This is a genomic window from Lapillicoccus jejuensis, assembly GCF_006715055.1.
Lineage (GTDB): Bacteria > Actinomycetota > Actinomycetes > Actinomycetales > Dermatophilaceae > Lapillicoccus > Lapillicoccus jejuensis.
Genome location: NZ_VFMN01000001.1, coordinates 4548110 through 4562630, shown reverse-complemented (window position 1 = coordinate 4562630; position 14521 = coordinate 4548110). Strand labels below are relative to the sequence as shown.

Genomic DNA, 14521 nt, shown 5'->3' with positions numbered 1-14521 from the left:
TCCCCCGTCACCTAGGCTCGCCGCCATGACCCGCGACAACGACGCCCGCCCCGGCTGGGGCGAGCCCCGGGCCGAGGCGGGGGGCGAGCTGCTCGTGCGCGAGGCCCCGGGGCTGGTCGAGGTGGCGTTCCACCGCCCGGAGAAGCTCAACGCGTTCACCGACGCGATGTACGACGGCCTGCTCGAGCTCTGCGCGCGGGTCGCGGTCGACCCCGCCGTGCGGGCCGTCGTGGTACGCGGCTCCGGGGGGCGGGCCTTCGCCGCCGGCAACGACATCGCCTCCTTCCGCGGCTTCACGACGGGGGCCGACGGGGTGGCGTACGAGGCCCGGATCCGCCGGGTCCTCGACGCGCTCGCCGACCTCCCGCAGCTGACCGTCGCCGCGGTCGACGGGGTGTGCGTGGGCGGGGGGCTCGCCGTCGCGACGAGCTGCGACCTGCGCGTCGCGACCCCGGCGTCGCGCTTCGGCTACCCCATCGCCCGGACGCTCGGCAACGCGCTGTCGGCGCCCATCGTGCTGCGCTGCGCCGAGGTGTTCGGCGACCCGGTAACCCGCGAGATGCTCCTCGCGTCGCGGCTCGTCGACGCGCCGCGGGCGCTCGCGGTCGGTGCCCTCGTCTCGGTCGTGGAGCCGCAGCACCTCGACGCGGAGGTGTGGTCGCTGGTCGAGGGCGTTCGGCGCGCGGCCCCCCGCACGCTGGCCGTCACCAAGGAGCAGCTGCGCGCCGGGCGGAGCGGGTACGACGTCGTCGTCGACGACGAGCGGCTCGCCGGCGCCTACGGCAGCGCCGACTTCCGTGAGGGGGTGCGGGCGTTCCTGGCCAAGGAGCGTCCGTCGTTCACGGGGCAGTAGGTTCCTGCGATGTCATTATGGCATCGCACGACGACGGTTCTCGGGAAGGTTTTTTGGAGGGTCTTCCGTGTGGCTGGGTCGTCGTGCCACGGTGGGGTGATGACGACGCCGGACGTGCGGACCGTGCAGGTGACCTTCGACGCCGGCTCCCCGCGGGCGCTCGGGCTGTTCTGGGCCGCGGCCCTCGGCTACGCGGCCGACCCCGTCCCCGGCTCCGGCGCCGCGCCGGACCCGGACGCGGTCGAGGCCACCGCCGACGCCTGGGTCGCGTTCCTGCGCGAGAACGGCGTCCCCGAGGCCGAGCACGACTCCGCCTTCGCCCTGGTCGACCCGACCGGGAGCGGGCCGCGGTTGTTCTTCCAGCGCGTGCCCGAGGCGAAGACCGCGAAGAACCGCGTGCACCTCGACGTCCGGGCCGCCCCGGGCCTCACCGGCGAGGAGCGGATGGCCGCCCTCGAGGCCGAGGCCGACCGGCTCGTGGGGCTCGGCGCCCGGCGGGTGGCGCGGCACGAGCCGGTCGGGTTCGGTGCGGGCCACCTCGTCCTGCTCGACCCGAGGGCAACGAGCTCTGCCTGGACTGAGGCGGGACCGAGGGACGCGCAGGGGCGTGGGGTGCTGTCGGTGCCCGTCGGTAGGTTGTCCGCCACAGCGGGTCGTGGGGACCGGCGCGAGCGGGAGGGGGAGCGGTGCTGCACCTGCACGTCGCCGACCGGACCGACCGGCTCGCCGACGGCCTGGCCGGCCTGCTGGGGCGCACCCAGCCGGACCCCTTCGCCTCCGAGCTCGTCGTCGTCCCCGCCAAGGGAGTGGAGCGCTGGCTGACCCAACGGCTCTCGCACCGGCTGGGGGCCGGGCCCGGCGGTGGTGACGGGGTCTGCGCGGGGGTCGACCTGGTCAGCCCGCGCTCGCTCGTCGCCACGCTCACCGGCACCGAGCGGTCCGACCCCTGGGTGCCGGAGCGGCTGGTCTGGCCGGTGCTGGACGCGGTCGACGCGGCGCTGGGCGAGCCCTGGGGCGCCACCCTCGCCCACCACCTCGGCGAGGACCGCACCGGGGCCGAGCGCGAGCTACGGCGCGGGCGTCGCTGGTCGGTGGCCCGGCGGCTCGCCGGCCTGTTCGCCGCCTACGCGGTCCAGCGACCGGCGCTCCTGCGCGCCTGGGGCGAGGGCCGTGACGAGGACGGCACCGGGGAGCCGTTGGAGCCCGATCTGGGGTGGCAGGCGCCGCTGTGGCGGGCCGTCACCGCGCGGGTCGACGCGCCCGCCCCCCACGTGCGGCACGCCCGCACCCTCGAGGCGATCGCCGCCGGCCGCCCGCTCGCGCTGCCGACGCGTCTGTCGCTCTTCGGCCACACCCGTCTCCCGGTCACCGAGGTCGAGCTGGTCCGGGCGGTCGCCGCCGTCCGCGAGGTGCACCTGTGGCTGCCCACCCCCTCCACGGTCCTGTGGGAGTCCCTCGCGCCGCTGGCCGCCGAGGGCGTCGTGCGCCGCGACGCCGACGCGTCGGCGCGGGCGGTCGGACACCCGCTGCTGTCCTCGCTCGGGCGCGACACCCGCGAGCTGCGGCGCACCCTCGGCGGGCTGGGCGCGCTCGGCGGGCGCGACGAGGTCGTCCCGGACGTCCTGCCGCCCACCCCGGCGCCCGCCACCCTGCTCGGTCTGCTGCAGCACGACCTGCGCCACGACCACGAGCCGACCGGCGCCGAGCGCGCCGCCCGCGTCGTCGCCGCCTCCGACCGGTCGGTGCAGGTCCACGCCGCCCACGGATCCGCGCGCCAGGTCGAGGTGCTGCGCGACGTGCTCGTCGGCCTGCTCGAGGACGACCCGACGCTCGAGCCGCGCGACATCGTCGTCCTCTGCCCCGACATCGACGTCTACGCGCCCCTCTTCCACGCCGCCTTCGGCCTCGGCGGGGTCGTCGGCCCCGGCGAGGGCGGACACCCCGCGCACCGGCTGCGGTTGCGGCTCGCCGACCGGGGACTGGCCGCCACCAACCCGTTCCTCGCCCTCGCCGCCGACCTGCTCGCGCTCGCCTCCGGTCGCGCGACGCTGAGCGAGGTGCTCGCGCTGGCCGCGAGCGACCCCGTGCGGCACCGGTTCGCGCTCGGCGACGACGACCTCGACACCATCGCCACCTGGGCGGAGGAGGCCGGCGTCCGGTGGGGTCTGTCGGCGCCGCTGCGCGACGCGTTCGGGCTCGCCGCGGTCGCGGACAACACGTGGAGCGCCGGGCTCGACCGGCTCCTCGCCGGAGTCGCCGTCGCCGAGTCCGGCACCCTCCTCGGCGGGGTCCTGCCGCTCGACGACGTCGCCAGCGCTCAGGTCGACCTCGCCGGGCGGGTCGCCGAGCTCGTCGACCGGGTCGAGGCCGCCGTCGTCGGGCTGCGGTCCGCCGACGACCTCGCGGGGTGGGTGGCGGTCCTGCGCGACGCGGTCCACGCCCTCGGCTCGACCTCTCCCCAGGACGCCTGGCAGGTGGCCCAGCTCGAGCGCGAGCTCGTCCAGGTCCTCGACGCCGGGACGGGTGGCGTCGACGGCGCCCGGGGGCCGCGGCTGACGCTGCCCGACCTGCGTGCCCTGCTCGAGGACCGCACGGCCGGCCGTCCCACCCGGGCCAGCTTCCGCACCGGCGCGCTCACCGTCTGCACCATGGTCCCGATGCGGTCGGTGCCGCACCGGGTCGTCGCCCTCGTGGGGCTCGACGACGGCCTCTTCCCCCGCACCTCGACCGTCGACGGCGACGACGTCCTCGGCCGCCACCCCCTGACGGGGGAGCGGGACGCGCGCAGCGAGGACCGTCAGCTCCTGCTCGACGCCGTGCTCGCCGCGACCGAGACGCTCGTCGTCACCTACACCGGCGCCAACGAGGTGAGCGGGCAGGACCGCCCGCCGGCCGTCCCGCTGGGCGAGCTGCTCGACGCCGTCGACGGGACGGCCACGCGCCCCGACGGTTCGTCGGTGCGCGCGCAGGTGGTCGTGCGTCACCCGTTGCAGCCGTACGACGCCCGCACCGTCACGCCCGGCGTCCTGTTCCCCGGTGACGACCGGCCGTTCACCTTCGACCGGGCGGCGCTGGCCGGGGCGCAGGCCGGGGCCGCGCTCGAGGCTCGGCTCGTCGGCGCGCCCGACGCCGAGCGCTCGACCCGTCGACGGCCCGCGCCGCTGCTCACCCGCCCGCTCCCGGCCCGTCCGCCGACCGAGGTCTCGCTCGCCGCGCTGCACGACGCGCTCATCGCACCGGCCCGCGCGTTCCTGCGCCGCCGCCTCGACGTCGCCGTCCCGCGTGACGAGCCGGCGCCCTCGGACGCGGTCCCGCTCGAGCTGGACTCGTTGCAGCAGTGGGCGATCGGCGACCGCATGCTGTCCTCGCTGCTCGACGGCGTCGCCCCGCAGGACGTCGTCGACGCCGAGTGCCACCGCGGGGTCCTGCCGCCCGGCGACCTCTCCGACGCCCTGCTGACGACGGTGACCCGGCGGGCCGGGCTCCTCGTGCAGCGCACCGACGGGCTGCGCACGGCGCCGGCCCGCAGCATCGACGTGGACCTCGAGCTCCCCGTCGGGCGCCGCCTCACGGGGGTCGTGACCGGCGTCCGCGGCGACCGGCTCGTGCGGATCCACTACTCCTCCCTGGCGGCCAAGCACCGGCTCGCCTCCTGGGTCGACCTGCTCGCGGTCGCGGCCATGCACTCCGGGCGGCCCTGGATCGCCGCCACCGTCGGCTGGCGCGGCGGCCGGGAGCAGCAGCCCACCGCGCGCCGCCTCGACGTCCCCGACGACCCGCTCGGCGTGCTCGCCGAGCTGGTCGACCTGCACGACCGCGCCCTGCGCGAGCCGCTGCCGCTGCCCGTCAAGACCGCCGCGGCGTGGGCCGAGGCGGCGGTCCTGCGCCGTCCGGCCGAGCTGTTGGCCCGCCGGGAGTGGGAGACCCAGGCCGACGCCCCCGTCCCGGGCGAGCAGGACGAGGCCGCCCACGTGCTGGCCTTCGGGGCCAAGCGCCCCTTCGCCGAGCTGAAGAACCTCGGAGCCGGGGACGCGGGCCGCGCGGGCACCGACGACCCGGGGGGCGCCGAGACGTGGAACGACGAGCCCTGCCGGCTGGGCCGGCTGGCGGTCCGGCTGTGGGCGCCCCTGCTGCAGCAGGAGAAGGCGGTGCCGCTGTGAGCGTCCACCCGACGGCGACGCCGTCCCCGCGCGCCTTCGACATCACCGACCCGCTGCCGCAGGGCGGCACGACGCTGCTCGAGGCGAGCGCCGGCACGGGCAAGACCTGGACCATCGCCTCGCTCGTCACCCGCTACGTCGTCGAGGGTCGCTGCACCCTCGGGCAGATGCTCGTCGTCACCTTCGGCCGGGCGGCGAGCCATGAGCTGCGCGAGCGGGTGCGCGAGCGGCTCGTCGAGGCGGCCCGCGTCGTCGCCGTCCACCAGCGCGGTGACCTCGACGCGACGGCCGTGCCGCGCGCGGTGGCCCCGCTGCTGCCGGTGCTGCTCGTCGACGACGCGCAGGAGCAGGAGCAGCGCCTCCTGCGGCTGCGCACGGCGCTCGCCGACGTCGACTCGGCGACGATCGCCACCACCCACCAGTTCTGCCACCAGGTCCTCGACGGTCTGGGCGTCGCGGGGGACACCGACGCGCACGCCCGCCTCGTCGAGGACCTCGACGACCTGCTCGTCGAGGTGGTCGACGACCTCGTCCTCGCCGCCCACAGCGGCCCCGCCGAGCACCGACCCCTCGTGCCGCTCGGCCGCGCCGAGGCGCTCGCGCTCGCCCGTGACGTCGTGAGCGACCCCCAGGCCCGGCTCGAGCCGGCCGACGCCGACCCGGGCACGCCGGCAGGCGCTCGCGTGGCCTTCGCGCGCCGCGTCCGCGACGAGCTCGACCGACGCAAGCGCCGCCTCGGCGTCCTCGGCTACGACGACCTGCTGAGCCAGCTCGCCGACGCGCTCGTCGAGCCGGACGCGCCCGCCCGGCAGCGGATGCGCGAGCGCTGGCACGTGGTCCTCGTCGACGAGTTCCAGGACACCGACCCGGTCCAGTGGCAGGTGCTCGACCGCGCCTTCTCCGGCGAGGCGACCGTGGTCCTCATCGGCGACCCCAAGCAGGCGATCTACGCGTTCCGCGGCGGCGACGTCGTCACCTACCTCGAGGCCGCCGCGACCGCCGGCACCCACGCGACGCTCGGCACCAACCAGCGCAGCGACGCCCCGCTGCTCGCCGCGGTGCAGACGGTCCTGCGCGGCGCGGCCCTCGGCGACGCCGGCATCGTCGTGCGCGACGTCGAGGCCGAGCACGAGCACGCCCGTCTGGTCGGGGCGCCGCACCCGGCGCCGTTCCGGCTGCGGGTCCTCGACCGCTACTCGATGGGCGTCGACCCCGGCCGCACCGCCTCGGTCGCCGACCTGCGGGCGCGGGTCGCCGACGACCTCGCCGCCGACGTCGCCGCGCTGCTGGCCGCCCGGCCGCGGTTCGACGGCCGCGAGCTGGTCGCGAGCGACGTCGCGGTCCTCTGCCGCACCGCCACCCAGTGCCGGCTCGTGCAGGAGTCCCTCGAGGCCGCCGGGGTGCGCTGCGTCTACACCGGCGCCGGCTCGGTGTTCCGCCCGGACTCGGCCGGTCGGCCCGCGGCCGCGGCCGGCGACTGGCTCGCCCTGCTCCAGGCCATGGAGCAGCCGCACCGCTCGGACCGGGTGCGCGCCGCCGCGCTCACCCCGTTCGTCGGGGCCGACGTCGAGCGACTCGACGCGGAGGGGGAGGCGCTCACCGACCGGGTGGCCGAGCAGGTGCGCGACTGGGCGCTGCTGCTGCGCGCCCGCGGCGTGGCCGCCGTCCTCGAGGCCGCGTCCGCCGACGGGGCCATGGCGGCCCGGGTGCTGTCCCGCCCCGGGGGCGAGCGGCTGATGACCGACCTGCGGCACGCCGGCGAGGCGCTGCACACCGTGGCCCGCCGCGAGGCCCTGGGCCTGCCGGCGCTCGTCTCCTGGCTGCGCGAGCAGATGTCCGACGAGCACGTCGCCGTCGCCGCGGAGCGGGCGCGCCGCCTCGACTCCGACGCCTCGGCCGTCCAGGTCATGACCGTCCACGTCAGCAAGGGGCTGCAGTTCCCGGTCGTCTACCTGCCGGGTCAGAGCGACTCCTGGATGCCGCCGACGCCGCGCACCCTGCGCTACCACGACGACGCCGGCCGCCGCTGCCTCGACGTCGGCGGCGACCCCTCACCCGACGTCCTCGCCCGCATGCGCCGGGAGGAGCTGGCCGAGGAGCTGCGGGTGCTGTACGTCGCCCTCACCCGCGCCCAGTCGCAGGTCGTCGCCTGGTGGTTCCCCAGCGCCCGCAACACCGGCCCCTCGCCGCTGCACCGCCTCCTCTTCGGCCGCGGACCGGGGGAGGCCCACGTCCCCGACCAGGCGCCGCTCCCCGACGACCGCACCGCCATCGCCCGGGCCCGCGAGTGGGAGGGTCTCGGCGGCCCGGTCGTCGAGCGCTGCGAGACGGCCCCGCCCGCGGCCCCGCCCCGGAGGGCGACGTCCGCCGCCCTGGCCGTGCGGTCCTTCTCCCGCGACGTCGACCACGGGTGGACCCGCACGTCGTACACCGGGCTCAGCTCGGCCGCCGAGCAGGCGGCCGGGGCCGCCGAGCTGCTCGGCGCCGCGTGGGCCCGCCGCACGACGGTGCCGGGCACCGCGGCGCCGGAGGTCGGGCCGGACGGGAGCGACGCGCTCGCGCCGACGAGCGAGCCGGAGACCCCGTTGCGCGACGACGAGCCCGAGGTGCTCACCCCGGCGGGTCCGCCCGACCCGGCGCTCGCCGCAGCGGCCGGAGTCCCCTCGCCCATGGCCGCGCTGCCGGTGGGGGCGACGTTCGGCTCGCTCGTCCACGCCGTCCTCGAGCACGCCGACCCCGACGCGCCCGACCGGGGCGGTGACTGGCGGGCCGAGCTCGCGCACCACGTGCGCGAGCAGCTGGTGCGCTGGCCCGTCGACCTCGACCCGTCGGTGCTCGTCGACGCCCTCGTCGCGGTCGCCGACACGCCGTTGGGTCCGCTCGCCCCGACGACGCTGCGGCGGCTGCCGCTCACCGACCGGCTGCGCGAGCTCGACTTCGAGCTGCCGCTCTCCGGCGGCGACGACCGCCGCGCCGCGGTCCGCGCGCAGCGGGTCACGCTGCGCGACCTCGCCGGCCTCCTGCGCCGCCACCTGCCCCCCGGCGACCCGCTGGCGCCGTACGCCGACGTCGTCGACGACCCCGCCTACGAGCTCGACCTGCGCGGGTACCTCACCGGCTCGCTCGACCTCGTGCTGCGCGTCGGCGGACGGTACCTCGTCGCCGACTACAAGACCAACTGGCTGGGCGACCTCGACGAGGTGGGCGCCGAGGAGCCGGCCCTCACCGCCGCCGACTACGCGCCCGCGCGGCTCGCGGCGGCGATGGGCCACTCCAGCTACCCGCTGCAGGCGCTGCTGTACGCCGTCGTCCTGCACCGCTTCCTGCGCTGGCGGCTGCCCGGCTACGACCCCCACGAGCACCTGGGCGGCGTGCTCTACCTCTACGTGCGCGGCATGTGCGGGCCGGACACCCCGCTCGTCGGCGACGACCCGTGCGGCGTCTTCTCGTGGCGGCCCCCCGTCGCGCTCGTCGAGGAGCTCTCCGACCTGCTCGACGGCCGCCCGGCGCCGGGGGTGGCCCGATGACCGGCCGACCCGGGACGGAGCGGCGTGACCCGCTCGACCGCCGGGTCGCCCGGCGCGCCGAGGGAGTGCTGCGCGCGGCCAACGAGAGCGGGGCGCTCGAGGCGGCCGATGTCCACGTCGCCCAGCGACTGGGACGCCTCACGGGGGAGGACGAGCCCGCGGTGCTGCTCGCGACCGCGCTCGTCGTGCGGGCCGTGCGGCAGGGGTCGGTGTGCCTCGACCTCGCCGGGGTGGACCTGGACGGCGTCGACCTGGGCGTCGCTGCGTCCGCGGTCCGCGACGGGGCGGCGTGGACGCGGGCCGTCGCCGCGAGCCGGCTCGCCGCGGCCGGGGCGGTGCACGTCGACCACGGCCTGGTCTACCTCGACCGCTACCTGCGCGAGGAGCAGCAGGTCGAGCAGGACCTGCGTGCCCGCGGCGACCAGGCCCCACCCGTCGTCGAGACCGCTCGGCTGGAGGCCGCCCTCGAGGACTGGTTCCCCTCCGCCGGGGGCGGGGCGGACGGGGCGCCCGACTTCACCGAGCAGCGGGCCGCGGCCGCCCGCGCCGCGACGTCGTGGACGACCGTCGTCACCGGCGGACCGGGCACCGGCAAGACGACGACCGTGGCCCGGCTGCTCGGGACCCTGCTCGACGTCGCCCCCGGCCCGCTGCGGGTGGCCCTCGCCGCGCCCACGGGCAAGGCCGCCGCCCGGATGACCGAGGCGGTGCAGGCAGCGGTGGCCCGCTCCGACGTGCCGGCCGCCCACCGCGAGCAGCTCTCGGACCTGCGGGCGACCACGCTGCACCGGCTGCTGGGGTGGCGACCCGGGTCGCAGACGCGGTTCCGGCACGACCGGCACGACCCGCTGCCCCACGACGTCGTCGTCGTCGACGAGACGTCGATGGTCTCGCTCACCCTCATGGCCCGGCTGCTCGAGGCGCTGCGGCCGCAGACCCGGCTCGTCCTCGTCGGTGACGCCGACCAGCTGGCGTCGGTCGACGCCGGGGCGGTCCTGCACGACCTCGTCGACGGTCTCGAGGGAGCCGGCGACACCCGCGTCGGCGGCACGGGGGCGGTCGCCCGCCTCACCCGCACCCACCGCTACGACGACACCATCGGCGCGCTCGCGGAGGCCGTCCGCACCGGCGACGCCGACGCCGCGCTGGCCGCCCTGCACGACGGCCGGGGGGCGGTGCGGCTGGTTACCCCCGGGAGCGCCGACGACGACCTCGTGGCCGTCGCCCGCCGGCTGCTCGACGCCGCCCGGGGGGCCGAGCCCGGCGCCGCGCTGGCCGCGCTCGAGCAGCACCGGCTGCTGCTGGCGCACCGGGCGGGGGAGTACGGCGTCGCCCACTGGAACCGGCGGATCGAGCGACGGCTGCGCGAGGAGACCGCGACGGCGGGCGGCGCCTGGGGCGGGGAGTGGTACGCCGGCCGACCCCTGCTCGTCACCGCCAACGACTACGGGCTGGGGCTGTTCAACGGCGACACCGGCGTGGTCGTCCGGCAGCCCGGGGGCGGGCTCGTCGCCCGGCTCGCCGACGGGTCGCCCGACGGCCGGGCGCTCCCCGTCAGCCGGCTCGCCGACGTCGAGACCGCGCACGCGATGACGGTGCACCGCAGCCAGGGCAGCCAGTTCCGCCGGGTGACCGTCGTGCTCCCGCCACCGGACTCGCCGCTGCTCACCCGCGAGCTGCTCTACACGGCCGTCACCCGCGCCCAGGAGTCGGTCACCGTGGTCGGCACGGCCGACGCGGTCCGCGCCGCCGTCGAGCGGCCGGCGCGGCGCGCGTCCGGGCTGGCCCGCCGGCTCACCGACCCGGCCACCGCCTGACGGTGGCCCGGCGGCCCCGACGGGCCCCGGAAGCGCCGCCGGGTCCACCGCCGGGTCCACCGTCACCGCTCGTTAGGCTCGGAGCGTGCTCTCCTGGCTGACCGTCGTCGTGCTCGTCGCGACCGTGCTGTACGGCGTCGTCGCGGCGGTCCACCTGGTCCGGGACACCGTCGTCGACGACCGGCTGCTGCTCTCCGTCGGCGTGCTCGAGCTGCTGCTGCTCGCCCAGCTCGTCGTCGGGATCGTCCTGGGCCTGCGCACCGACCGCGACTTCGAGGCGCCGGTCTTCTACGCCTACCTCGGCACCCTCCCGCTCGTCCCGCCCTTCGTCGTCTTCCTCGCCCTCAAGGAGAAGACCCGCTGGTCGATGGGCGTCGTCCTCGCGTCCGCCGTCGTCGTCGGCGTCTTCCTCGCCCGTCTCACCCAGATGTGGACCGCCCATGCCTGAGCAGCCCGCCGCCGCGCCGACCCCCGTCCCCGACGACCGCGAGCCGACCGACCACGGCTCCGGACGCCGCGGCTTCGGCGTCGTCCTCGTCGCGCTCTACGCGCTCTTCGCGCTCGCGGCGACCGGCCGGGCGACGTACCAGATCATCGCGGAGTTCGACCGGGCACCGGTGGCGTACCTGCTCTCCGCGCTCGCCGCGGTCGTCTACCTCGTGGCCACCGTCGCCCTCTTCCGCGGCGACCGGCTCTCCCTGCGGGTCGCCCGGGCCTCGATCACCGTCGAGCTCGTCGGCGTCCTCGTGGTCGGGCTGCTGTCCTACCTCCAGCCGGCCGACTTCCCGGACAAGACGGTGTGGTCGCACTTCGGCTCGGGCTACGGCTACCTCCCGCTCGTCCTGCCCGTCGTCGGGCTGTGGTGGCTGCGCCGCACCGGTCGCCCCTGACCCGGTGAGCGGGCGCCGGCCGCGCGCCCTCCCGCCTCCCGGTGGCGCGCGGGCTAGCGTGGATCCGTCACCGGGCCGATCGGCCCGGCGCAGGTTTCCCACCCACACCGCGCCCTGCCCGACGCAGAAGGGAGACGTCGATGACGTCGTCCAGCCGCCCCACCCCCCGCCCCACCTCGACGACGATCGGCCGTCGCGGCTTCCTCGGCCTCGCCGGCGCGCTCGGCGCGGGAGCGCTCGCCGCCTGCGGCGGCAACACGGGCCGGGGTGACTCCGGCAGCGGGGCGACCGGCTCGAACGGCAAGCCGGCGATCGCGCAGTGGTACCACGCGTACGGCGAGTCCGGGACCCAGCAGGCGGTCGAGGGCTACGCGAAGGCCTACCCCGACGGGTCGGTCACCGTGAAGTGGTTCCCCTCCGGCTACGACAACACGGTCGCCTCGGCGCTGCTCACCGCGACCGGCCCCGACGTCTTCGAGAACGGCAACGGCCCGAGCATCGACATGATCCAGGGCAAGCAGGTCGTCGACCTCACCGGGATCCTCGGCGACGCGCAGTCCGACTTCACGCCGTCGCTCATCGAGCGGATGACCTACCAGGGCAAGCTGTACGCCGTCCCGCAGGTCACCGACATGCAGCTCATGGTCTACCGCAAGAGCCTGCTCGAGAAGGCCGGGGTGCAGCCGCCGACGACGGTCGACGAGCTGCTGGCCGCGGCGAAGAAGCTGACCACCGACAAGGTCAAGGGCCTCTTCGCCGGTAACGACGGAGGCGTCGGCGTGCTCGGCGGGCCCATGCTGTGGTCGGCCGGGCTGGACTACCTCAACAGCGACCAGACCGCGTTCGGCTTCGACGACCCGAAGGCGGCCGAGGGCTTCGCCAAGCTGCGCACCCTCTTCACCAGCGGCTCGCTGCTGCTCGGCGCCCCGGCCGACTGGTCGGACCCGTCGGCCTTCACCCAGGGCCTGGTCGCGATGCAGTGGACCGGCCTGTGGACCCTGCCGGCGATCGAGAAGGCCTTCCCCGGCGACTACGGCGTCATGGCGTGGCCGGGTCTCGCGAGCGGCGACAAGGGCTCGGTCCCGGTCGGCGCCTACGGCTCGTGCGTCAGCGCCAAGGCCAAGGACGTCGAGGCGAGCAAGGCGTTCGTCAAGTGGCTCTGGGTCGACCAGACCGACAAGCAGCTGGACTTCGCGCAGTCCTACGGCTTCCACATCCCGGCCCGGAAGTCGGTGGCGCAGAAGGCGTCCAAGCTCTCGTCCGGCCCGGCCGCCGACGCGGTGACCCTCGTCAACGAGAACGGCCACGCCCAGACCCCGCTGCTGTGGACCCCGAAGTGCCAGACCGCGTTCTCCGACGGGCTCAACCGGATCGTGCGCAGCGGCGCCGACCCCACGGCGGAGATCGCGACGATGAAGACGGTGGCCGACGCCGAGCTCAAGCGCGTCGGTGGCTGAGGCCGCTGCCGCCGGCGCCGGCGTCGCCGTACGGCCGCGGCCGAGCCTGGGGCGGCGGCTGCGCGGCGACCAGGACCGCAACCTGTGGTTCTGGGTGTTCGTCGGCCCGTTCGCCCTGGGGCTGCTCGTCTTCGTCTACGTGCCCATCGCGTGGAGCCTGTACCTGTCGTTCTTCGACTCGTACAACACCGTCACCCCGACGACGTTCGTGGGGCTGCGCAACTACGGCGACATGCTGTCCGACCCGGCGTTCCGCTCGAGCCTGACGACGTTCCTCGCCTTCGCCGTCTTCATCGTCCCGACGACCTTCGTCGCCTCGCTGGGGCTCGCCCTGCTCGTGCACCGGGCGCGCTTCCTGCAGACCTTCTTCCGCTCGGTCTTCTTCCTGCCGACCGCCTGCTCGTACGTCGTCGCCGCGCTGATCTGGAAGATGTCGATCTTCTCCGGCGTCCGCTTCGGCCTGGCCAACACGATCCTCGGCTGGCTCGGGATCGAGCCGGTGGCCTGGCTCTCCGTCGTCCAGCCGCCCTGGTACTGGCTGGTCATCGTCACCGTGCGGCTGTGGCTGCAGGTCGGCTTCTACATGATCCTCTTCCTCGCCGGGCTGCAGCGGATCTCCCCGACGCTGTACGAGGCCGCGGCGGTCGACGGCGCGCAGGGCTTCCAGGTGACCCGCTACATCACCGTCCCGCAGCTGCGCGCGACGTCGGCGGCCGTCCTGCTCCTGCTGTTGGTCAACGCGTTCCAGGCCTTCGACGAGTTCTACAACCTGCTCGCGACGAGCGGCCAGTACCCGCCGTACGGGCGCCCGCCGCTGGTCTACCTCTACTACGTCGCTCTCGGGCAGGGACAGGACTTCGGGCACGGCAGCGCCGGCGCGGTCATCCTCACCCTCATCATCGGGCTCGTCGCGGTGCTGCAGGGCCGCGTCCTGCGGCTCGGGGGGCGGGACTGATGGCCATCGCGCGCAGCACCCCGCAGAAGGCCGGCAGCGCCCTGCGGTACGTCGCCCTCGGGCTCGGCGCGGTGCTCTTCCTCGTCCCGTTCTACCTGCTCGTGCGCAACGGCCTCATGCGCGAGGCCGACATCACCGCGCCGGACTGGAGCTGGCTGCCCCCGGTCCCGCAGTGGGGCAACGTCCGCGAGCTCTTCACCGACCCGGCCGTGCCCATCGCCCGGTCGCTGGCCAACTCCGCCGTCATCGCCGTCACCCAGACCGCCCTCGTCCTCCTGCTGTCGGGGATGGCCGGCTACGGCCTGGCCAGGATCCCGTACCGGCACGCCGACAAGGTGCTGTGGACGGTGGTCGCGACGCTGCTCATCCCCGCGTCGGTGACCTTCGTGCCGAGCTTCGTCCTCGTCTCGACGCTGGGGTGGATCTCGACCCTGCGCGGCCTCATCATCCCCGGGCTGTTCCAGGCCTTCGCGACGTTCCTCTTCCGGCAGTACTTCCTCGGCTTCCCCAAGGAGATCGAGGAGGCGGCCCGGATCGACGGGCTCGGCTGGTGGGGGACGTTCTGGCGGATCGTCGCGCCGAACTCGTGGGGCTTCGTGTCCGCCATCGCCACGATCACCTTCATCGGCAGCTGGAACGCCTTCCTGTGGCCGCTGGTCATCGGCCAGGACCAGAGCTCGTGGACGGTGCAGATCGCCGTGTCGACCTTCCTCACCCAGCAGACGAGCAACCTGCACGAGCTCTTCGTCGCCGCCGCTGTCGCGATCCTGCCGCTCGTCGTCATGTTCGTCGTGCTGCAGCGCTGGATCGTCGAGGGCGTGGAGCGCACCGGCATCAACGAGTAGCGTCGGCACCACAGGGA

At 75.8% G+C, this 14521-nt stretch carries 10 protein-coding genes; all 10 read left to right on the top strand.

Annotation, left to right across the window (positions count from 1 at the left end):
* The first annotated feature begins 25 nt into the window (after positions 1-25).
* A complete protein-coding gene (locus FB458_RS21055; RefSeq protein ID WP_141850211.1) occupies positions 26-853 on the top strand; it encodes an enoyl-CoA hydratase in 828 nt (275 codons plus the stop codon).
* A gap of 99 nt (positions 854-952) precedes the next feature.
* On the top strand, positions 953-1675 hold the full coding sequence (locus tag FB458_RS21050) for a VOC family protein (protein ID WP_342778074.1): 723 nt from the start codon (positions 953-955) through the stop codon (positions 1673-1675).
* Entirely contained in the window at positions 1588-5013 is a 3426-nt protein-coding gene (gene recC / locus FB458_RS21045; protein WP_342778081.1) for an exodeoxyribonuclease V subunit gamma, read from the top strand. The genes FB458_RS21050 and recC overlap by 88 nt, the downstream gene beginning before the upstream one ends.
* The gene (locus FB458_RS21040) at positions 5010-8540 is read left to right on the top strand and encodes a UvrD-helicase domain-containing protein (protein WP_211356119.1); all 3531 of its coding nucleotides are present in this window, start codon (positions 5010-5012) and stop codon (positions 8538-8540) included. Before recC ends, FB458_RS21040 begins: the two co-directional genes overlap by 4 nt.
* Positions 8537-10357, top strand: a complete 1821-nt coding sequence (gene recD / locus FB458_RS21035) for an exodeoxyribonuclease V subunit alpha (RefSeq protein ID WP_141850208.1) — start codon at positions 8537-8539, stop codon at positions 10355-10357. Before FB458_RS21040 ends, recD begins: the two co-directional genes overlap by 4 nt.
* Before the next feature lie 85 nt (positions 10358-10442).
* Positions 10443-10805 carry a hypothetical protein gene (locus tag FB458_RS21030; RefSeq protein ID WP_141850207.1) on the top strand — a complete coding sequence of 121 codons (363 nt, stop codon included), beginning with the start codon at positions 10443-10445 and terminating at the stop codon, positions 10803-10805.
* Entirely contained in the window at positions 10798-11247 is a 450-nt protein-coding gene (locus FB458_RS21025) for a hypothetical protein (RefSeq protein ID WP_246061438.1), read from the top strand. Before FB458_RS21030 ends, FB458_RS21025 begins: the two co-directional genes overlap by 8 nt.
* A 140-nt stretch (positions 11248-11387) precedes the next feature.
* Positions 11388-12704: an ABC transporter substrate-binding protein gene (locus tag FB458_RS21020; protein WP_141850206.1), complete on the top strand. Its 1317-nt coding sequence runs from the start codon at positions 11388-11390 to the stop codon at positions 12702-12704.
* Positions 12697-13659, top strand: coding sequence for a carbohydrate ABC transporter permease (locus FB458_RS21015; protein ID WP_141850205.1), 963 nt, complete (start codon positions 12697-12699; stop codon positions 13657-13659). The genes FB458_RS21020 and FB458_RS21015 overlap by 8 nt, the downstream gene beginning before the upstream one ends.
* A complete protein-coding gene (locus FB458_RS21010) occupies positions 13659-14504 on the top strand; it encodes a carbohydrate ABC transporter permease (protein WP_141850204.1) in 846 nt (281 codons plus the stop codon). The genes FB458_RS21015 and FB458_RS21010 overlap by 1 nt, the downstream gene beginning before the upstream one ends.
* Positions 14505-14521: the final 17 nt, after the last annotated feature.